The organism is Devosia sp. Soil_C_22 (assembly GCF_057657195.1).
Genome location: NZ_JBDGIY010000003.1, coordinates 40,814 through 59,301, shown reverse-complemented (window position 1 = coordinate 59,301; position 18,488 = coordinate 40,814). Strand labels below are relative to the sequence as shown.

The 18,488-nt window shown below is 65.8% G+C and carries 17 protein-coding genes; 10 read left to right on the top strand and 7 right to left on the bottom strand.

Going from position 1 to position 18,488, the window contains the following annotated elements; genetic code table 11:
• The first annotated feature begins 192 nt into the window (after positions 1-192).
• Complete coding sequence (locus AC3A6I_RS20525; protein ID WP_487545741.1) at positions 193-909, top strand: GntR family transcriptional regulator; 717 nt, start codon at positions 193-195, stop codon at positions 907-909.
• A gap of 426 nt (positions 910-1,335) precedes the next feature.
• Here the strand turns inward: AC3A6I_RS20525 and AC3A6I_RS20520 are convergent, their stop codons facing one another.
• From AC3A6I_RS20520 to AC3A6I_RS20500, 5 genes are read right to left on the bottom strand one after another with little or no spacing between them, the layout of a single operon-like run.
• Positions 1,336-2,331, bottom strand: a complete 996-nt coding sequence (locus AC3A6I_RS20520; RefSeq protein ID WP_487545740.1) for a substrate-binding domain-containing protein — start codon at positions 2,329-2,331, stop codon at positions 1,336-1,338.
• Positions 2,332-2,373: 42 nt separating this feature from the next.
• On the bottom strand, positions 2,374-3,375 hold the full coding sequence (locus AC3A6I_RS20515) for an ABC transporter permease (RefSeq protein ID WP_487545739.1): 1,002 nt from the start codon (positions 3,373-3,375) through the stop codon (positions 2,374-2,376).
• On the bottom strand, positions 3,372-4,358 hold the full coding sequence (locus AC3A6I_RS20510) for an ABC transporter permease (RefSeq protein WP_487545738.1): 987 nt from the start codon (positions 4,356-4,358) through the stop codon (positions 3,372-3,374). The genes AC3A6I_RS20515 and AC3A6I_RS20510 overlap by 4 nt, the downstream gene beginning before the upstream one ends.
• Entirely contained in the window at positions 4,355-5,878 is a 1,524-nt protein-coding gene (locus AC3A6I_RS20505; RefSeq protein ID WP_487545737.1) for a sugar ABC transporter ATP-binding protein, read from the bottom strand. The genes AC3A6I_RS20510 and AC3A6I_RS20505 overlap by 4 nt, the downstream gene beginning before the upstream one ends.
• Positions 5,875-6,903, bottom strand: a complete 1,029-nt coding sequence (locus tag AC3A6I_RS20500; protein WP_487545736.1) for an aldo/keto reductase — start codon at positions 6,901-6,903, stop codon at positions 5,875-5,877. Before AC3A6I_RS20500 ends, AC3A6I_RS20505 begins: the two co-directional genes overlap by 4 nt.
• Before the next feature lie 167 nt (positions 6,904-7,070).
• On the opposite strand from AC3A6I_RS20500, the gene AC3A6I_RS20495 reads away from it, so the two are divergent.
• The 4 genes from AC3A6I_RS20495 to rhmD all read left to right on the top strand — a co-directional run bounded on the left by AC3A6I_RS20495 (position 7,071) and on the right by rhmD (position 10,298).
• Positions 7,071-7,952: an amidohydrolase family protein gene (locus AC3A6I_RS20495; protein WP_487545735.1), complete on the top strand. Its 882-nt coding sequence runs from the start codon at positions 7,071-7,073 to the stop codon at positions 7,950-7,952.
• A 69-nt stretch (positions 7,953-8,021) separates the two neighbouring features.
• Positions 8,022-8,807: a FadR/GntR family transcriptional regulator gene (locus AC3A6I_RS20490; RefSeq protein WP_487545734.1), complete on the top strand. Its 786-nt coding sequence runs from the start codon at positions 8,022-8,024 to the stop codon at positions 8,805-8,807.
• Positions 8,800-9,117 (top strand): L-rhamnose mutarotase, encoded by a 318-nt coding sequence (gene rhaM / locus AC3A6I_RS20485; protein ID WP_487545733.1) that lies wholly within the window; start codon positions 8,800-8,802, stop codon positions 9,115-9,117. Before AC3A6I_RS20490 ends, rhaM begins: the two co-directional genes overlap by 8 nt.
• Positions 9,114-10,298 carry an L-rhamnonate dehydratase gene (gene rhmD / locus AC3A6I_RS20480; protein WP_487545732.1) on the top strand — a complete coding sequence of 395 codons (1,185 nt, stop codon included), beginning with the start codon at positions 9,114-9,116 and terminating at the stop codon, positions 10,296-10,298. The genes rhaM and rhmD overlap by 4 nt, the downstream gene beginning before the upstream one ends.
• 333 nt (positions 10,299-10,631) lie before the next feature.
• Here rhmD and AC3A6I_RS20475 read toward each other — a convergent pair whose 3' ends face one another.
• Together AC3A6I_RS20475 and AC3A6I_RS20470 are read right to left on the bottom strand one after the other, a co-directional pair.
• Positions 10,632-10,781, bottom strand: a complete 150-nt coding sequence (locus AC3A6I_RS20475) for a hypothetical protein (protein WP_487545731.1) — start codon at positions 10,779-10,781, stop codon at positions 10,632-10,634.
• A 482-nt stretch (positions 10,782-11,263) separates the two neighbouring features.
• Positions 11,264-12,652, bottom strand: coding sequence for an L-serine ammonia-lyase (locus tag AC3A6I_RS20470; protein ID WP_487545730.1), 1,389 nt, complete (start codon positions 12,650-12,652; stop codon positions 11,264-11,266).
• 290 nt (positions 12,653-12,942) lie between these two features.
• Here AC3A6I_RS20470 and AC3A6I_RS20465 point away from each other — a divergent pair, with 290 nt between their 5' ends.
• The 5 genes from AC3A6I_RS20465 to AC3A6I_RS20445 all read left to right on the top strand — a co-directional run bounded on the left by AC3A6I_RS20465 (position 12,943) and on the right by AC3A6I_RS20445 (position 18,316).
• Complete coding sequence (locus AC3A6I_RS20465) at positions 12,943-14,280, top strand: extracellular solute-binding protein (protein WP_487545729.1); 1,338 nt, start codon at positions 12,943-12,945, stop codon at positions 14,278-14,280.
• Between the two features lie 68 nt (positions 14,281-14,348).
• The gene (locus AC3A6I_RS20460) at positions 14,349-15,233 is read left to right on the top strand and encodes an ABC transporter permease subunit (protein ID WP_487545728.1); all 885 of its coding nucleotides are present in this window, start codon (positions 14,349-14,351) and stop codon (positions 15,231-15,233) included.
• Between the two features lie 10 nt (positions 15,234-15,243).
• Positions 15,244-16,161: an ABC transporter permease subunit gene (locus AC3A6I_RS20455; protein ID WP_487545727.1), complete on the top strand. Its 918-nt coding sequence runs from the start codon at positions 15,244-15,246 to the stop codon at positions 16,159-16,161.
• Positions 16,162-16,175: 14 nt separating this feature from the next.
• Positions 16,176-17,252 carry an ABC transporter ATP-binding protein gene (locus tag AC3A6I_RS20450; protein ID WP_487545726.1) on the top strand — a complete coding sequence of 359 codons (1,077 nt, stop codon included), beginning with the start codon at positions 16,176-16,178 and terminating at the stop codon, positions 17,250-17,252.
• Positions 17,253-17,404: 152 nt separating this feature from the next.
• On the top strand, positions 17,405-18,316 hold the full coding sequence (locus AC3A6I_RS20445) for a TIM barrel protein (RefSeq protein WP_487545725.1): 912 nt from the start codon (positions 17,405-17,407) through the stop codon (positions 18,314-18,316).
• The last annotated feature ends 172 nt before the right edge of the window (positions 18,317-18,488 follow it).

Sequence of the window (18,488 nt, the reverse complement as noted above, 5' to 3'; positions counted from 1 at the left end):
GCGACAAAGCTTCGCCGGCGGCCTGGGGAGGCTGCTGCGCGGGCATTGCCGGTAGAATTCCGTGCCACCGACTGACGCAGCGTTTTTGTTGGATTTCCGCTGGACCGGTCGGCTACTGGTCACATATACGACCATGCTAGATCGTATCAAATCTGTCAACATCGTATACGATGCGACATTTTGGGAGGAACCATGGCCGGGGACGTCGTCGCAACCATGCGTCGCAAGCGCGGGGCAGGACCGGATACCAAGGTGGAGACCGCCTACCAGCGGGTCACCGGGCTGTTGCGCGCCGAGATCATCAACGGCGAAATCCCGCTCGGTGGCCGGCTACGCATGACGGCGATCGCCGAGCGCTTCGGGGTGTCCGTGCAGCCGGTGCGCGAGGCCCTGCAGCAGCTCGAGGGCGAGGGGCTGGTCGAGCTCATCCCCAACCACGGCGCGCGCGTCCGCCTGCTCGACCGCACGCGGCTGATCCATGCGCACGAGATCGGCGAGGCGCTGGAATCGTTCATGGCCCGGCAGTTCGCCGAGGAAGCCTCGCTGTCCTCGTTCAAGAAGCTGGAAGCGCTGCAACTGGCACATGACGCCGCCATCGACGCCATGGACTGGGCCCAGATCGACGGGGCCAACCACGAGTTCCACCGCTTCATCAACACGCATGGCGGCAACATGGAAGCGGCGGCGCTGATCCCGCGCTACTATGGCCTCAGCGAAGGCCTGATGAACCGCCGCGGCCGCGATGCCGCTTTCGCCGAACGCGTCCGCTCCGAGCACCACGCCCTGCTCGACGCCTTCCGCCGCCGCGACCCCGACGCCGCCGGCAAGATCGGCGCCGCCCACGTGCGCGGCACGCTCGGTGCGGTGCTCGAGGCCTACGAGGCGGCCGTGGCGGGCAAGGACGACTAGAGCCCGAAACCCGGCGGCGGCGCACCACCTCTCCCTAGGGGGAGAGGTCGGCCCAAAGGGCCGGGTGAGGGGGCCTTCCTCCCGCTCCGAGTCTGCGGCAAGGCCCCCTCACCCCAACCCTCTCCCCTGGGGGAGAGGGGGCGCGGCGGCCGACCCGTCGACACTCCCCAAAAAGCGAGGCGCCGGACCTTTCGATCCGGCGCCCAACACCAGTCTATTGTGAGCCCCTCATCACCGGCATGGCGGTAGAAATAGCGTGCTCGGTTTTCATCCCCACCACCGGGTCACCCCGGCGAAGGCCGGGGCCCATCCTGAGGTCTTCCACCATCTCAGGCAGGAGAGGCATCTCAGGATGAATCCCGGCCTGCGCCGGGATGACACCGTGGTCAGGGCGGGCGCCGGAACCATGCCCCGGCGCCCCATGCATCAGAAGTTGAAGTCGTCGATATTCTCGGCGTTGAACGTGGTCAGCTCGGCCTGGGTGTTGATCGAGTTGAGATCGTTGATGGTGATGGTGCCGAGGTTTGGCACCTCGAAGGTGGCGCCGACTTCGTTCTTGATCGTGCCTTCCTTGACGCCCTTGGCGAAGTGGGCAGCCAGCCAGCCCTCGTTATACGGCGACCAGAGCTGGAAGGCGGTGACGGTGCCATCCTTGACGAAGTCGCGCATTTCGCTCGGCAGGCCGAGGCCGGTGACCTTCACCTGCTCGGCAATGCCGCGGCTCTGCACCACCTGCGCGGCGGCCGCCACGCCAACCGTCGTCGGCGCGATCACGCCCTTGAGGTTGGGGTAGTTGGCGAGCAGCGCTTCCATTTCGGCCGTCGACTTCTCGGGCTGGTCGTCGCCGTAGACGGTCGCGACGAGCTTCATGTTGGCGTATTTGGCGTCGTTGGCCAGCGTCTCGTTCATGCCCACGATCCACTTGTTCTGGTCGGGAGCCTCGGTGGTGGCCGAGAGGATGGCGATCTCGCCTTCGTAGTTGATCAGCGAGCCGACCATCTCGACCTGGTCCTTGCCGACGATGTCGAAATTGACCGGCAGGATGGTGGCGTCGCGGTGCGTCTCGTTGCCGGTCAGGTCGCCGTTCACGGTCAGCACCAGGATGCCGGCGGCGCGGGCCGAGTCGAGCACCTGGTTGAGGGCGTCGGGGCTGTTCGGGGCAATGGCGATCACGTCGACGCCGCGCTGGATCTGCGCTTCGATGAACGGGATCTGCGAGGTGGCTTCGGCGGTCGCCGGGGCCACGAATTCATACTCGCAGCCGAGCTCCTTGCAGGCGTCGACGAAGCCGCCGTTGATCGAGTCGAAATACGGGTTGCCGGTGTTCTTGCCGATATAGACCATCGACAGCGGATCCTGCGCCAGCGCGGAGGTGGCGAGGGTGAGGCCGAGGGCGAGCCCGGCCAGAGTTGTCTTCAGCATGCGTTCCTCCTGTTTGCCGGTCGTGCCGGCGATAGTCCCCCGCTACCTCTGGGTGCGGGAATAGATGAAATTGGTGGCGATGATGGCGATGATGAGCAGGATGCCCAGCACCGTCAGCTGGATGGCGGGCAGCCAGTTGGCGACGGTCATGCCGGTCGAGACGACCACCAGCAGCCAGGCCGCGAGAAAGGTGCCGAGAATGGTGCCGCGGCCGCCGAAAATGTAGGTGCCGCCGAGCATGGCCATCAGCACCATCTGCAGCTCGCCGCCGAGCCCGAGGTCGTAGCGCACCGAGCCGAGCCGGCTGGCGGTCATCATGCCGGCCACCGCCGACACCACCCCGACAAGCAGGAACAGGATCAGCTTGATGCGCCGAGTCCGGATGCCGGCATGGCGGGCCGCGATCTCGTTGGTGCCGATCTGGTAGATCTGGCGGCCGAAGATGGTCCCGGCCAGCACCAGCCCGAGCACCAGCGCGCAGAGTGTGAAGATCACCACTGGAACCGGAATGCCGAGGATCATGGCGCGGTCGATGCCGATGAACCACTCGGGCACGCGGATCGACTTGTCGCCGGCAATCACCTGCGCCAGCCCGCGATAGAGCGTCAGCGTGCCGATGGTGACGATGATCGAGGGCAGCTGAAGGCGGATCACCATGAAGGCGTTGATCGCCCCCATGACGAGCCCGGACAGCAGCCCGACGCCGATTGCCAGCGGCATCGGCACGCCGCTCGCCTGGGCCCAGGCGAACAGGCACGCCGACAGCGCCATGTTGGCGGCCGGCGACAGGTCGATCTCGCCGGCGATGATCACCATGGTCAGCACGAGCGCGACGATGGCGAACTCGGCCGAGAGCGTGAAGCTGCGGAGGATGTAGTTGATGTCGAGGAAGAACGGCGAGATCTGGTTCGCCACCACGATGCCGAGGATCAGCAGCACGAGCGTCATCGTCTCGGGGCGGACGAGGATCTGGTGCCAGAGCGGCCGCGGCGGCGCGCTCTCGCGGCCCGCAATGTTCTGCGGAGTGGTTTCGGCCGCGCTCATGCCTGCACCCGCTTCAGGCTGACAATGCCCTGCTGGCGCACCGAGCGGTCGATCAGCAGCGCGACGAGGATCACCGCGCCATAGATGGCGCTCTGCGCCGTGCCGGGGATGCCGAGCAGGGGCAGGGCGGCGGCAACGCAGCCCATCAGCAGCACGCCGAGCACCACGCCCAGCACCGAGCCGACGCCGCCATTGATCGAGACGCCGCCGATTACCACCGCGGCGATCACCTGGAACTCGAAGCCGAAGCCGGTATTGGACGGGTTCACGAAGCCCCAGCGGCTCGCATACATGATGCCGGCCAGCCCGGAGAGTGCGCCGGCGATGGCGAAGACCAGCAGCGTCACCTGCGTCACCTTGATGCCGCGCAGCGGCGCCGCCACCGGGTTGGAGCCGAGCGCGAAGATCTGCCGGCCGACGCGGGTATGCATGGCGAACCAGTAGGTCAGGATGGCGATACCGAAGGCCATGAAGATGATCCACGGTATGCCGAGGATCGGCGACGTCTGGCTCATCGCCTTGAGTTCGGTGGGGATGTACTGGCGATCCACCTGCCGGGCGTTGGAGACGATGAAGGTCAGCCCGCGATAGAGGTTGAGCGTCCCCAGCGTGACGATGATGGCTGGCAGCCGGAAGATGGTCACCAGCGCGCCGTTGACCAGCCCGAGCAGCGTGCCGACACCGATGGCGACGACGAAGCCGAGGCCCCACGGGATTTCCGGGATATCGCGGAACATCATGCCGGTGATCATGGCGCTGAGCCCCAGGATCGAGCCCATCGACAGGTCGACATGGCGCGCCACCAGCACCAGCATCTGGCCCATGGCGGCAATCATCACCAGCGGCGTCAGCAGCAGGATGACGCGCAGGTTGTTCAGCGTGGCGAATTGCGGCTTGTAGAGGCTCACCGCAAGGCAGAACAGCACGATCATCACGGCGATGCCGGTCTCGCGCTTCAGCAGGATCGAGCGCAGCGCGTTCATGCCGCCACTCCCGTACGCTGGGTACGCGGCACGGCGGCGCTCATGATCTTTTCCTGGCTCGCCTCGGCGCGCGGGATCTCGGCGGTGAGCCGGCCCTCGGCCATGACGAGGATGCGGTCGCACAGCGCCAGCAATTCGGGCAGTTCCGACGAGATCAGCAGGATGGCTTTACCCTGCGCGGCGAGCTCGCCGATCATGTCGTAGAACTCGGCCTTCACACCGATATCGATGCCGCGCGTCGGCTCGTCGAGGATCAGGATGGATGGGTCGGCCAGCAGCCAGCGGGCGAGAATCGCCTTCTGCTGGTTGCCGCCCGACAGCTCGCCGATCGGCTGGTTGATCGAGGCGAGTCGGATGCGGAGCTTTTGCACCGAGTCGAGCGCCAGCGCCTTTTCAACGGCCCGACGGATAATCCCCGTCGGCGCGATCTTGCCCGGAATGGCGGCGGTGATGTTCTGCTCGACCGGCAGCGTACGGAAGATCCCGGCCACGGCCCGGTCCTCCGGCACGAAGGCGAGCCCGAGCGCAATCGCGTCGTCCGGCTGGCGGATGTTCACGGACTTACCATGGACTTTCACCGCACCAGACGCGGCTGGTTCGACACCAAATATGGCCCGCGCCACGTCGGTCCGGCCGGCGCCGACCAGGCCGCCGAGTCCGACGATCTCGCCACGCCGCACGGCAAAGCTGATGTCGTTGAACACGCCGGGCAGGGTTAGCCCCTCGACTTCCAGCGCCACCTCGCCGATCGAGGCGTTCTGCTTGTGCATGTATTCCTTGAGCGGACGGCCGATCATCAGCCGGATGATGTCGGCGTCCGACAAGTTGCCGATCGTGTCGGTGGCGATCTTGTTGCCGTCGCGGAAAATGGTGACGCGGTCGCAGAGCGCGCGCACTTCCTCGAGCCGGTGCGAGATGAAGACGATGGTGCGGCCCTCGTCGCGCAGGCGGCGGGCAATACCGAACAGGGTCTCGACCTCGCGCGGGGTCAGCGGCGCGGTCGGCTCGTCCATGATGATCAGTCGGCTGTCCGAGGCCAGCGCCCGGGCGATCTCGACCATCTGCTGGTCGGCGATCGACAGTCCGCGCATCGGCCGGGTCACGTCGATGCGCACCCCGAGCAGATCCATGTAGCGGCGCGCCTCGCGCGTCATCTCCGCCCATGGCACGTTCGAAAACCAGCCATCCTCGGAGCGCCCGAGGACGAGATTTTCAGCCACCGACAGGTCGGGGAAGGAGATCGGCTCCTGGTGGATCAGGGTGATGCCGAGCTTCTGTGCCGCCACCGGGTTGGGCACTTCCACCGGCTGGCCGTTCAGCGCCAGCGTGCCGAGCGTCGGCCGGTGCACGCCGGCGAGGATCTTGGCAAAGGTCGATTTGCCCGCGCCGTTCTCGCCCAGCAGCGCGTGGATCTCGCCCTTCAACAGGTCGAGATCGACATCGCGCAGCACCTCGACGCCGGCGAAGGATTTCGAGATGCCGCGCGCCGCGATCAATACAGGGGCGACGGCGTCGCTCATGCGGGCACCGGCGCGTCGGGATGGATCAGCTTCTGCGCCTTGAGGTCGGCCCAGAAGCCGGCCGGGATTTGCAGGGCCAGCGCCTTGACGTTGGCCTCGACCTCGCTCGGCTTGGCGGCGCCGGGGATCACCGACACCACGGCCGGATGCGCCAGCACGAATTGCAGCGCGGCGGTCGGCAGCGCCACGTTGTGCGCCTTGCACACCGCCTCGATGCCGCGCACCCGCGCCTGCACTTCCGGCGGCGCCTTGCCATAGGCATAGTGCGCCGGCCCGGCCGAGCCGGTGACGAGGATGCCCGAAGCGAACGGCGCGCCGATGATCACCGAAACGCCGCGGTCGAGGCAGGTCTGCATGCCACGCGTCAGGCTCTCCTGATCCAGCAGGGTATAGGGCATGGCGACGAGGCAGAAATCGAGGTCGACCATCGTCGCCGTCGTCTCAAGCGCCTCGTTGGTGTTGATGCCCATGCCGTAGGCCCGGATATGCCCGGTACGCTTAAGCTCCTCGAGCGCCTTCATGCCGGTTGCGACCAGCGCCTTTTCGTGCCCCGCCTGCATCTCGGGGCCGTGATAGGCGACGTCGAGATCGTGGATCACCAGCGCATCGACGGTATCGAGCGCGAGGCGCTGCAGCGCCTGCTCGTAGGAGCGCATGATGCCGTCATAGGAATAGTCGAACTTCACCTCGAAGTTCAGGCCGCCCTTCCACGGGCCGTGGTCGAATGTTTTGGGGTCGGCCGGACGGTGCAGGGTGCGGCCGACCTTGGTGGTGACGGCGAACTCCTCGCGCGGCTTGGTGCGCAGGAACCCGCCGAGCCGGTGCTCGCTGAGGCCCCGGCCATACCAGGGCGCGGTGTCGTAGTAGCGAACGCCGGCCGCCCAGGCCGCATCCATGGTGGCGCGGGAATCGGCTTCATCGACCTTGCCGTAAAGCTCGCCCAGATGCGCCGTGCCGAGGCCGAAGACGGGGAGTTCGAGGCTGGTCTTGGCGACACGGCGGCGCGTGGAAACGGTGACGGTCACAGCGAACAGCTCCTCCCAAAGCAAGACGGCGGAGTGCTCCCCGCTCTCGTTCTGCCGTGCAACTTGTCAGACAAAAATTAGTTTGACAAGTTCTTGCGACCTGCCCATTCCTGACGCTACGCAGGGGAACCCGCCACCTAGAGACGGGCCTGCGAGAGGGATAGGACATGCCGAATTTTCCCGTCATCGACACGCATCTGCACGTCTGGGATCAGACGCGCCTCCGCTATTCTGCGTTTGAGGGCAACCCGCTGTTCGGCCACCCCTACCATGTCGAGGATTACGCCCGCGACTGTGGTGATCTGCAGGTCGAGGCCATGGTCTTCCTCGAATGCTACGCCGATTTCGATGCCGACGGCGGCCAGTATATCGAGGAGATCGAGTTCGTCGAAGACGAGCAGCGCCGCGATCCGCGCATCAAGGCGATCATCCCGATGGCCCCGCTCGAGCGGGGCAGGGCCGTCCGCCCGATGCTCGAGCAGATGCGCGACGAGCACCCGAGCGTGCGCGGCATCCGCCGCATCATGGAGTTCGATAAGGACCCGCAGGCCTTCACGATGAGCGAAGGCTTCATCGAGGGCACGAACCTGCTTTCCGAGTTCGGCTGGTCCTTCGACATCAACCCCAACTACACGCAGATGCACTTCATCCGCGAATGGGTGAAGCTCATCCACGACGTGCCGATGATCCTTGATCACTGCGGCAAGCCCGGCATCCGCGCCGGCGCCATCGCGCAGTTCCGCGAGGACATGGCCGATCTGGCGAAGCACCCGAATATGTGGGTGAAACTCTCCGATCTGCCGGCCTGCGCCGACAAGCAGAACTGGACCGAGGCCGATCTGCGCCCCTATATCGAGACGGTGCTCGAAACTTTCGGACCGGATCGCACCATCTATGCCGGCGACTACCCGATCCTGCTGCAGGCCACCAACATGACGCAGTGGGTCGAGGTGCTCGACAATGCCTTTGCCGATCTCGGGCTCAGCGAAACCGAGACCCGGAAGATCTATCGCGACAACGCCATCAAGTTCTATCGCCTGGAGCTGTAAGAGCGCTCTCAGGAAAAGTTGCAGACTTTTCCGGTTCGAGAGCGCGGTGACTGATCGTCAGGAGTCCGCGTGAGCAAGGCCGCCACAGAACAGCTCGACACCGGGTTCGCCGCCGACGAGGCGGCCGGCGGCTTCGGCGGCGGCACGCTCGAGCGGCGGCCGATCGCCGAGCAGGTGGCCAACCGCATCATGGGGATGATCAAGTCGGGCAATCTCAAGCCCGGCGATCGTCTGCCCACCGAGCAGCAGATGACCATCGCCTTCGGCATCTCCCGCCCGCCGCTGCGCGAAGCGCTGAAGGCGCTGACGCTGATGGGCGTCCTCGCGAGCCGGCAGGGCGGGCGCTACACCGTCACCGACCTGTCGCCGAGCCGGCTGGTCGCCCCGTTCAACTCGGTGCTGGCCGTCGCCGACTACGATGTGCACCAGCAGTTCGAAACACGCAGCGTGGTCGATCTCGAACTGGTGCGGCTCTGTTGCGAGCGCGCCTCGCCGGAGCAGCGCCAGCGCATCCACAAGCTCGCCGTCGACGGGCGCGCCTTCGAACACGATCCGGTCGCCTTCCGCCTGCTCGATATCGAGTATCACCAGGCCATCAACGATGGTGCCGGCAACGCGCTGCTCACGGCGCTGGCGCAGGTGCTCTACGACCTCGGGCTCGATGTGCGCCGCACCGCCAGCGAAGTGCCGGGCGTCATCCAAAAGAGCAACGGCCAGCATGTCGAGATCGCCGAGGCGATCCTCAACGCCGACGCACCCACCGCCGTCGCCGCCTATCGCGCCCATCTCGAGCATGTCCGCGACACCACCTTCATGGCCATCGCCAAGCGATCACAGGGACCGACCAATGGCTGAACGCATCGCCTTCCGCATGAACCTCTTTCCCGGCCAAGCCGCCGAATACGAGAAGCGGCACGACGAGATCTTCCCCGAACTCGCCCAGGCGCTGAAGGATGCCGGCGTGTCCGACTACACCATCTGGCTCGATCCGGAATCGAACCACCTGTTCGGCATCCTGACCCGCACCGACGACCACACCATGGACAAGCTGCCCGACACCGAAATCATGAAGCGGTGGTGGAAGCACATGGCCGACATCATGGAGACCCACCCGGACAATGTGCCGGTGCAGGTGCCGCTCAAGCGCGTGTTCTTCCTGCCGTGAGCACCGCATTTCGGATCAAGGATGTCCGCACCTACACGGTGAAGCCGTCGGACAAGGCAGGCACCTATTTCAAGCCGGGCGCCAGCAACCACTGGCTGGTCGATACCCTGATCTCCAACCCGATGTCGGGCTATGCGCGGTATCGCGAGAAGCGCTCGAGCTGGGGCATTGGCGTGCTCGGTGCCATCGTCGTCGAGATCGAGACCGAGGACGGTAAGGTCGGCGTCGCCACCGGCTCGGGCGGCGCGCCCGCGGCGTGGATGATCCATCACCATTTCCGCCGCTTCCTCATCGGCGAGGATGCGCGCAAGACCAACATGCTGTGGGACCAGCTCTATCGGAGCTCGCTGCCCTATGGCCGCAAGGGCCTGCCGATCATGGCGATCAGCTGTGTCGACCTGGCGCTGTGGGACCTTCTCGGCAAGGTGCGCAACGAGCCGGTCTATAACCTGATCGGCGGCCTCGCCCGCGACGAGATCACCTTCTATTGCACCACCCCCGAACCCGCCGCCATCAAGGCGCTCGGCTTCTGGGGCGCCAAGGTGCCGCTGCCGCACAGCCATTTTGACGGCGAGGAAGGCCTGCGCGCCAATGTCGAGTTCCTGCGCCGTCATCGCGAGTCCGTCGGCCCCGACTATCCGCTGATGGTCGATTGCTACATGTCGCTCAGCGTCGACTATGCCATCCGGCTGGCCGAAGCGTGCAAGCCGCTGAACATCCACTGGTGGGAAGAGGTGCTGTCGCCCGAGGACGTCGAAGGCTTCCGCATCATCAAGGCGGCCCATCCCCATCTCAAGTGGACCACCGGCGAGCACGAGTACACCCGCTACGGCTTCCGCCGCCTGATCGAGGAACGCACGCTCGACATCGTCCAGCCGGACGTGATGTGGGTCGGCGGCCTCACCGAGCTCCTCAAGATCGCCGCCCACGCTTCGGCCTACGATATCCCGGTCGTGCCGCATGGCAGCGGGCCATACTCATACCAGTTCATCGCCAGCCAGACCGGCCCGGCCTTCTGCGAGTATGTGGCGGCGAGCCCGGACGGCAAGACCATCCAGCCGGTGTTCGGCGACCTGTTCGAAGGCGAGCAGATGCCGCAGAACGGCAAGCTCAAGCTCTCCGAGGCCCCCGGCTTCGGCATGGTGCTGCGCGACCGGAGCGTGCTCGAACCGGTCGCCTGAGCCTCAGGCGGCGCTGGTGCGCGATGCTCCACCGGCCAGCGGCGCGATCGCCGTCCGATCCAACTGCCGCAGGGTCTCGGCGGCGAGCCGCGAAGTGCTGGCCATGATCATCGCCGGCAAGGTGCCGGCGGGCGCAGTTGCCGGTCCCGGCGCGAGCAGGGACTAGTTCAAGGACTGAGTCACTGGGCTGTCCACAACGCCCCCTCTCCCTCTGGGGGAGAGGGTCGGGGTGAGGGGGCCTTGCAGCACGCGCGGGCGTTCAGAGAAGGCCTCCTCACCCGGCGCTGCGCGCCGACCTCTCCCCCAGAGGGAGAGGTGAACCGTGCCCCACGCTTACTCCGGATAGTCGGGCAGCGCCCTCAAGCTCGGGTGGATGTCCTGGGGCTGGCGCTTCGTCGGCTGCTTTGTCGCCTCGCGCTGCTTGGGCGCGCTGGACTGTTCGATGGTTCCGGGTGTGGTGAGCTGACCTGCCGTGTCGTGCATGGCGTGCTCCTTCAATGTCGTCTCGATGCGGGAGGGAATGTGCCTGTGCCGGTGCGGCCGTTCGGCCGGAGCGTGCCTACCCGAGGTGAGATTGCGGATGGGCGCATTGGCGCCTCGTCGGATAGTCAGGCCAGATCGAAATATGTGCTGCCGCCATCCCCGGCAACCGGACCCGGCTCATGCCACCCATGCGCCAGGCGCAAAAAGCAAAAGGGCTCCATCCGAAGATGGAGCCCTGAAGTTTTGGCCTTGGGCGAGGGAGGAGGATACGCCCTTGGCCGGGTGACTGAACCGCAGGGAGGAGGAGAGCGGTCTTCGTCGGGTATCGCGGGTCACACCGAGGGAGGAGGATTCAGTGCTCCAGCGCGATGGCCAACAGATAGGGGTGTTTGTCGACCCGAACAATCGACATTGGAACAGGCCTGCCATGCGCTGCCTGCAGCGTCATCCTGACGCGGGGGCCTTCCTGTGGGCGCTTGGGCCTAGCAGGCGACGACGTTCACCGCCAGCCCGCCCTGGCTGGTTTCCTTGTAGCGCTCGGACATGTCGCGGCCGGTCTGCCGCATGGTCTCGACGCACACATCCAGCGACACCTTGTGCGTGCCGTCGCCCTTCATGGCGAGTGAGGCCGCCGTCACCGCCTTCACCGCGCCGAAGGCGTTGCGCTCGATGCAGGGGATCTGCACCAGCCCGGCCACCGGGTCGCAGGTCATGCCCAGGTGATGCTCCAGCGCGATCTCTGCGGCGTTCTCTACTTGTGCCGGCGTGCCGCCCATCGCCGCGCAGATCGCCGCCGCTGCCATCGCCGAAGCCGAGCCGACCTCGCCCTGGCAGCCGACCTCGGCGCCCGAGATCGAGGCATTGTGCTTGATGATGCCGCCGATCGCCGCGGCGGTCAGCAGCATGTCGCGGATCGTCTCGGACGAAGCGCCCGGATTGAAGGTCGTGTGATACTTGAGCACCGCGGGGATCACCCCGGCCGCGCCGTTGGTCGGCGCCGTCACCACGCGGCTGCCGGCCGCGTTCTCCTCGTTCACCGCCATGGCGTAGACGCTGAGCCAGTCATTGCCGGCGAGCGGGCCGAGCTCGTTGCGCTGCCACTGCGCCGCCAGCTGGTCGTGAATCGGCCTGGCCCGCCGGTTCACGTTCAGTCCACCCGGCATCACGCCCTCGCCACGCAGTCCACGCGTGATGCAGCCCTCCATGGCCGCCCACAGCCGGTCGAGCCCGGCATCGACGGCCTTGCGCCCCATGCGCGCCTCTTCATTGGCGCGCTTCATCCTGGCGATCGAGAGGCCGGACTCCCGCGCCATGGCCAGCATCTCGGCGGCGTTCTCGAACGGATAGGGGACGGGCGTCGCTTCGGCTTTCGGTTCGTGCCCGAGCTCGGCCTCGCTTACCACGAAGCCACCGCCGATCGAGTAGTAGATGCGGCGCAACAGCAGTGTGCAGTCCTTGTCGTAGGCGAAGAACTGCAGCCCGTTGGTGTGGCCGGGCAGTCGCTCCTTCCTGTCGTAGGCGAGGTCGGGCTCCGGCCGGAAGCGGTACGCCGAATGCCCCTCGGGCCGCACCATGCCTTCGGCCTCGACCTGGGCGACGATCGCATCCATCCGTTCGGGATCGACGCTGTCCGGCGCAAAGCCGCTCAGCCCCAGAATCACCGCCCGCCCGGTGCCATGACCGATGCCGGTAAAGGCCAACGAGCCATGCAAGCTCGCCTTCAGCGCCGCCACCTGCGCGCCGCGCGGGCGCGGCCAGTCGCCGGTCCGGATTTCGTCGAGAAAGCGGTTGGCGGCCGTCATCGGGCCCATCGTGTGCGAGCTCGAAGGACCGATGCCGATCTTGAAGACGTCGAAAACCGATAGGAACATCGCGTCCCTTAGATGTGATGCGCCAACCATAGCGGCAAGCCCCGCGCCTGCCTACGGGGCGCGGCCGCCTGAAGGTTATGCACACCTATTCGGCGTTGCCCCGGTGTGCCTACATCGCGGGCAACAGCCTGTCGCACAACACTTCCTCGCCCAATGTGACGGGCTGACACATAACCGTCACCCGTCCGTCATCCGTCCTTCATCCACCTGAAATCCAACCGTCAAGGTGACCCACTAGGAGTGCGCCGCTCGAGAAATCGACCGGCAATTCATCCCTGGAGACCTTGACGATGAAAACCAACTGGCTGCTCGGCGCGGCCCTCACGGCGTCCGCGCTCACGTTCGTCGCTTCCCCCGCTTTCGCCCAGACCAAGTTCGAGTTCTGGTACGGCCTGTCCGGCGACCTCAGCGAGCGCATCCAGGACATGTGCAAGACGTTCAACGAGTCGCAGGCCGACTACGAGATCGTCTGCGTGTCGCAGGACAACTACGACAACAACCTGCAGAACACGATCGCGGCCTTCCGCGCCAACAAGCAGCCGACCGTCACCCAGATCTTCGACGCCGGCACGCTCGACCTGATGCTGTCCGAGGCCTATCTCCCGGTGCGCCAGCTCATGGAAGAGAACGGCTACGACATCGACTGGGCCGATTATTTCGCCGGCGTGGGTTCGTATTACTCGACCTCGCAGGGCGAGCTGCTGTCGATGCCGTTCAACTCCTCGACGGCGGTCATCTACTACAACACCGACGCACTGGCGAAGGTCGGCTTCGAGGGTACGCCCGAGACCTGGACCCAGGTCGAAGATGTCGCCCGCAAGATGAAGGCAGCCGGCTATGACTGCCCGATCGCGTTCGATCCGTCAGGCGCCTGGCAGTGGTTCGAGCAGTTCGAGGCCATCCACAACCAGCCGATCGCCACGCTCGGCAATGGCTATGGCGGCCTCAACGCCGAGATGGTCGTGTCGAAGGGCAAGTTCGTCGATCAGCTGAGCTGGATCAAGGCGATGTATGACGAGGGCCTGATCGTTCACAAGTCGAAGGACACCGGCGAGACCGCCAACGACGCCTTCGTCAACGGCAACTGCCAGATCACTTCGTCCTCGATCGCCGATCACGGCACCTTCGGCAAGCAGGCCAAGGAAGGCGTGCACTGGACCAATGCCATGCTGCCGATGCTGGAGGGCGTCGAGCGCCACAACTCCTTCGTGGGCGGCGCTTCGCTCTGGACGCTGAAGGGCAAGTCGGCTGAAGAATACAAGGGCGCTGCCGCGTTCTTCAACTTCCTCGCCACGCCGAAGCAGGCCACCTGGTGGTCCACCGTCACCGGCTACATCCCGGTCCTCAACTCGGCCTTCGAGGCGATGACCGCCGATGGCTTTTACGATGCCGCCCCATACAAGGGCCGCGAACTGGCGATCGCGTCGCTGACCATGCCGGCCGGCGAGAACACCCGCGGCATCCGCCTGGGCGGCTATGCCTCGATCCGCGCCGAGATGGTGAAGACCATCCAGTCGGTGCTGTTCAACGACGTGCCGGTGCAGCAGGCCCTCGAGGAGTTCGATGCCCGCGGCAACGAGATCCTGCGTCGCTTCGAGGCGACCTACGCCGGCAAGACCCTGCCCTGATCTGCGCCTGACCTCGCACGGGCGGCTGCGGCCGCCCGTGCTTACTCGCTTATGTGTGGAAGCCCCTCATGGAACGTCGCGCCTACTACAGGAACGGTGTGCTGCCCTGGCTGCTGCTGGCGCCCCAGCTCATCCTCGTTCTCGTCTTCTTCTACTGGCCGACGACGCAGGCGCTGTACTGGGCCTTCACGCTCGAGCAGCCCTGGGGCGGCGGCAACACCTGGGTCGGGTTCGACAATTTCCTTTCGATCTTCCGCGATCGCGAATACTGGGCCACCGTGCTGCGCTCGGGCTTTTACGCCCTCGTCACCACAGGCCTCTCCATGAGTGTGGCGCTCACCCTCGCGGCCTTCGTTGATCGTTCGCTCAAGGGCACCAAGATCTTCCAGTCGATCTACGTGTGGCCCTATGCCATCGCAGCCCCCGCCGCCGGCGTTGCGTTCCGCTTCATCTTCGCGCCCGAGTCCGGCCTTATCGGCTCGCTCAACCAGTTCTGGCCCGGCGTCTGGGATCCTGCGACCGTGGGCTGGCACGCGCTGCTCATGGTGATGATCTGCCATGCCTGGCTCGGCATCGGCTACAACTTCATCTTCTTCCTCGCCGCGCTGCAGATGATCCCGCGCTCCATCTCAGAGGCGGGCGCCATGGATGGCGCGCGGCCGTTCCGTCGCATGATCGACCTGCAGCTGCCGCTGATCGCGCCGACCGCCTTCTTCCTGCTCATCATGAACATCATCTCGAGCTTCACCGACAGCTTCGGGTTGATCGACACCATGACCGAAGGCGGGCCGATCGGGCAGACCGAGGTGATGGTCTACCGCATCTATTTCGACGGCTTCAAAGGCCTCGACTATTCGGGCGCCGCGGCCCAGTCGATCGTCCTCATGCTGCTCGTCATCGGGCTCACGTTCGTCCAGTTCAAATGGGTCGAACGCCGCGTCCACTACCATTGAGGCCCGCACCATGATCGAGCGCTCGCCGTTCTTCGATTTCGTCACCTACCTCGCCATGGCGTTCGGCGCCTTCCTGGTGGTGATCCCGTTCTGGATCACCTTCGTCGCCGGCAGCCAGTCGCTGCAGGAAGTCAGCCAGGTGCCGCTCAACCTGATGCCCTCGGGGCACCTTTGGGAGAACCTGCAGGCCGCCTGGGCCCGCGCCGACCTCGGGCCGAAGATGCTGAACAGCTTCATCGTCTCGATCGGCGTCACCGTCGGCAAGATCACGCTGGCCTCGCTCTCGGCCTTCGCCATCGTGTTCTTCAACTTCAAGGCGCGGATGCTCTGCTTCTGGCTGATCTTCATCACCCTGATGCTGCCGCTCGAAGTGCGTATCGTGCCCACCTACGCCATCGCCGCCAACGCGCTGCTGCCGTTCCAGGTCATCCTCGATACGCTCGGCATCAGCTGGCTGGTCAACTCCGTGAGCGGCCTGCAGCTGTCGCTCAACTGGAACCTGCTCAACTCCTATCCGGGCCTCATCCTGCCGCTGGTGGCCACGGCCACCGGCACCTTCCTCTACCGGCAGTTCTTCATGACCATTCCGGACGAACTGGTCGAAGCCAGCAAGATGGATGGCGCGAGCCCGCTCGAATTCTTCTGGGACGTGCTCATCCCGCTGAGCCGCACCAACATGCTGGCGCTCGCCACCATCATGTTCGTCTCCAGCTGGAACCAGTATCTGTGGCCGCTGCTGGTCACCACCGACCGCGCCAATTTCGGCACCGTGGTGATGCAGCTCAAGTCGCTCATCCCGGCGCAGAACGGCACGCCCGACTGGAACGTCACCATGGCGGGCGCCCTCATCATCATGCTGCCCCCGCTCCTGGTCGTTGCATTCATGCAGCGCTGGTTCGTGCGCGGCCTCATCTCCCGTGACAAGTGAACGGAGCTAAGCCGATGTCCCAGATTTCCATCAAGGGCGTGAAGAAGGTCTACCAGAAGACCGAGGTGATCCACGGCGTCGACGTCGAGATCGAGGCCGGCGAGTTCGTCGTCATCCTCGGGCCGTCGGGCTGCGGCAAGTCCACGCTGCTGCGGATGATCGCCGGTCTCGAGGAGATTTCCGCCGGCGAGATCTCGATCGGCGGCCGGGTGGTCAACCAGCTCGAGCCGCGCGAGCGCGGCTGCGCCATGGTGTTCCAGAACTATGCGCTCTACCCGCACATGACGGTGCGCCAGAATATCGGCTACTCGCTGAAGGTCGCAAAGATCCCCAAGCCCGAGCGCGAGGCGCGCGTGCTGGCGGTAGCGAAGTCCGTGTCGCTCGAACCCTTCCTCGATCGTCGTCCGGCCGAGCTCTCGGGCGGCCAGCGCCAGCGCGTCGCCATGGCCCGCGCCATGGTGCGCGAGCCCAGGGTCTTCCTGTTCGACGAGCCGTTCTCCAACCTCGACGCCAAGCTCCGCGTCGCCATGCGCGCCGAAGTCCGGCGCCTGCATCGCGACCTGGGCGTCACCTCGGTCTTCGTCACGCACGATCAGACCGAGGCGATGACGCTCGCCGACAAGCTGATCATCATGAATGCCGGCAATGTCGAGCAGATCGGCCGCCCGACCGAGGTCTACAACAATCCGGCCAGCCGCTTCGTCGCCGATTTCATCGGCTCGCCGGCGATGAACCTGTTCGAAGGCGAGTTCGACGCCGAGGGCCATTTCGTCCATGGCCAGGGCGGGCGGCTGCGCGTCGACCAGCTCAACGGCGTGCGCGTGCCCGGCCGCCGCGTCGTGCTCGGCGTACGCCCCGAGGCGGTGCGCCGCACCGGCGCCGAAACTCAGGGCGCCATCCCGGCGGTGGTCGACTATGTCGAGGAACTGGGCGCCTCGCGTCTCATCCACGCCGACGCCAATGGCAGCCGCATCGTCGCGCTCGATACCGACACCGCCGAGATCAAGACTGGCACTCCCGTGCATCTCAGCGTCGATGACCGGGCCCTGCACGTCTTCTCGATGGAAGACGGCCGCCGCATCACGCACTAGCCGAACCGCCCCTCACCCTGACCCTCTCCCCAGCGGGGAGAGGGGACGCACATAGCACGGACAGTGCCACATCGCCCCCTCTCCCCGCTGGGGAGAGGGCCGGGGTGAGGGGCAGTCATTCACGCCGCCATACAACCCCAGGAGCACCTCAAATGACCCACATCATCGGTACCGGCTTCAATGTCGGTTCGGACAACGGCGAGTTCGCCGCGCTTGAAGCCGACATGCGCGCCCTTGCCGACATGGGCGTCGACACCGTCGAAATCGGCATCACCAGCCTCGATCTCGTCGCCGGCGGCAAAGTGATCCGCGAGCGCCACGAAGCGCTGCTCGCGCTCACCAGGCAGTTCGATTTCCGCTACACCGTGCACGGGCTGGTCTCGTCCAACTTCATGGACCCGATCACCCAGCGCTACCAGGTCGATGCTGCCAAGGCCCTGATCGAGGTGTGCAACTCGATCGGCGCCGGCATCCTCGTCCACCACTCGGGCAACCTGCGCGCCGACGCCATCGCCGACTGGGCCGGCGCCGACCTGCGCGAGCGCGAAGCCCTCACCGAAGTCGCCGATTTCGCCCGTCCGCACGGCGTGCGCCTCGCGCTCGAGAACATCTTCACCACCGAGCCCGGCCAGTATCGCCAGACCCCGGCGCAGGTCGCGGCCACCGTCAAGGCGGTAAACCATCCCAACGTCGTGGCGCTGATCGATTTCAGCCACGCCTATATCGAGTCCACCTTCAAGGGCCTCGATTTCTTCGCCGAGATCGCCGCCATGGCGCCGGTCACCGGGCATCTGCATGTGCACGACTCGTTCGGCCGCCCGCAGGGCTTCTTCAAGGCTTTCCACCCGCAGGAAAACACGGCGCTCGGCATCGGCGACCTGCACATGCCGCTCGGCTGGGGCGATATCGACTGGACCCGCATCTTCACTGAGCTCACGTTCCTGCCCGACACCGTCCTGATGATGGAAATCGGCCGCCGCTACCGCCGCGAACAGCCGGCGAGCCTCGTCCGCGCCCGCGAACTGGCGGCGCTGAACGCGCCCAAGGCCATCGCGGCGGAGTAAGGCACGATCGTGCCACAGCGGATCCTCCCCCGCGGGGCGGGGGAGGGGGACCAGCGAAGCTGGTGGAGGGGGCAGCCGCACGCACCGTGCCCTCCACGACCCCCTCTCTTTGCGAAAACTAAGGACTTAGCTGCGCTAAGCCCAAGTTTTCGCTTTCTCCCCCGCCAAGGGG

Bases quoted from the DNA above. Each gene is read 5' to 3' on its own strand.
- AC3A6I_RS20525 (WP_487545741.1), top strand. From the start codon at position 193: ATGGCCGGGGACGTCGTCGCAACCATGCGTCGCAAGCGCGGGGCAGGA.
- AC3A6I_RS20520 (WP_487545740.1), bottom strand. From the start codon at position 2,331: ATGCTGAAGACAACTCTGGCCGGGCTCGCCCTCGGCCTCACCCTCGCC.
- AC3A6I_RS20515 (WP_487545739.1), bottom strand. From the start codon at position 3,375: ATGAGCGCGGCCGAAACCACTCCGCAGAACATTGCGGGCCGCGAGAGC.
- AC3A6I_RS20510 (WP_487545738.1), bottom strand. From the start codon at position 4,358: ATGAACGCGCTGCGCTCGATCCTGCTGAAGCGCGAGACCGGCATCGCC.
- AC3A6I_RS20505 (WP_487545737.1), bottom strand. From the start codon at position 5,878: ATGAGCGACGCCGTCGCCCCTGTATTGATCGCGGCGCGCGGCATCTCG.
- AC3A6I_RS20495 (WP_487545735.1), top strand. From the start codon at position 7,071: ATGCCGAATTTTCCCGTCATCGACACGCATCTGCACGTCTGGGATCAG.
- rhaM (WP_487545733.1), top strand. From the start codon at position 8,800: ATGGCTGAACGCATCGCCTTCCGCATGAACCTCTTTCCCGGCCAAGCC.
- AC3A6I_RS20475 (WP_487545731.1), bottom strand. From the start codon at position 10,781: ATGCACGACACGGCAGGTCAGCTCACCACACCCGGAACCATCGAACAG.
- AC3A6I_RS20470 (WP_487545730.1), bottom strand. From the start codon at position 12,652: ATGTTCCTATCGGTTTTCGACGTCTTCAAGATCGGCATCGGTCCTTCG.
- AC3A6I_RS20465 (WP_487545729.1), top strand. From the start codon at position 12,943: ATGAAAACCAACTGGCTGCTCGGCGCGGCCCTCACGGCGTCCGCGCTC.
- AC3A6I_RS20460 (WP_487545728.1), top strand. From the start codon at position 14,349: ATGGAACGTCGCGCCTACTACAGGAACGGTGTGCTGCCCTGGCTGCTG.
- AC3A6I_RS20455 (WP_487545727.1), top strand. From the start codon at position 15,244: ATGATCGAGCGCTCGCCGTTCTTCGATTTCGTCACCTACCTCGCCATG.
- AC3A6I_RS20450 (WP_487545726.1), top strand. From the start codon at position 16,176: ATGTCCCAGATTTCCATCAAGGGCGTGAAGAAGGTCTACCAGAAGACC.
- AC3A6I_RS20445 (WP_487545725.1), top strand. From the start codon at position 17,405: ATGACCCACATCATCGGTACCGGCTTCAATGTCGGTTCGGACAACGGC.